Origin of the sequence: Vibrio tapetis subsp. quintayensis, assembly GCF_030409945.1 — a bacterium.
GTDB lineage: Bacteria > Pseudomonadota > Gammaproteobacteria > Enterobacterales > Vibrionaceae > Vibrio > Vibrio quintayensis.
Window position 1 is genome coordinate 1 of the sequence record NZ_JAUFQV010000050.1, and the last position, 774, is coordinate 774.

Sequence of the window (774 nt, forward strand, 5' to 3'; positions counted from 1 at the left end):
CGTCTGTGTTTATGAAGTCAATCGACCTAATCGAGCGAAAAGGCGACTGGTAGGTAAATCAGATACGATAGATGCGGAAAATGCAGCTAGATCGGTATTAGCGAAGGAGTCTACAGCGACACCTAAGTCGCATGATGGTAAAGTAGAAGCTCTTCGCTATTTTATGGTGGTACGAAGAAGCACTGTAAAATCAAGGACTCAGACTATAAATCAGATTCGTGCATTATTAGTCACGGCGCCTGACTGTATTAAACAGATGTGCTATGTTCCCTCGACGTTTCAATGCATTCAAGCCTGCCTATCGCTTGAATCTACTCCCGAAGATCCTCTTTCATGCTCACTCATTTCAGTACTTAAGATGCTAGCTCATCGATGGCAATACCTGACCGATGAACTGCATACAATAGACAAGATGTTACGACAGCTCACTAAAGAAAGTGCTTCAACATTACTGGAACAGTTCGGTATTGGACCATGTGTAGCTGCGACATTGTTGGTTACAGCAGGTGATAACCCACAGAGATTAGGCAAAGAGTCTGCATTTGCAGCACTTTGTGGAGTGAGCCCGCTACAAGCTTCGTCAGGAAAGACATCCCGACACCGACTAAACCGTGGGGGATCAAGAGAGGCTAATAATGCATTATGGACAGTAGCTTTGATAAGAATGAGAAGTGATCCTAGAACAAAATTATATGTAGCGAGGAGAAGCGGAGAAGGACTTTCGACAAAAGAAATACAAAGGTGTTTGAAACGCTATATCGTTCGTGAACTTTA

At 43.4% G+C, this 774-nt stretch carries 1 protein-coding gene; it reads left to right on the top strand.

Going from position 1 to position 774, the window contains the following annotated elements:
* Positions 1–774 (top strand): transposase (locus QWZ04_RS23290; RefSeq protein WP_290330699.1); only part of this gene is annotated, 774 nt, incomplete at both ends.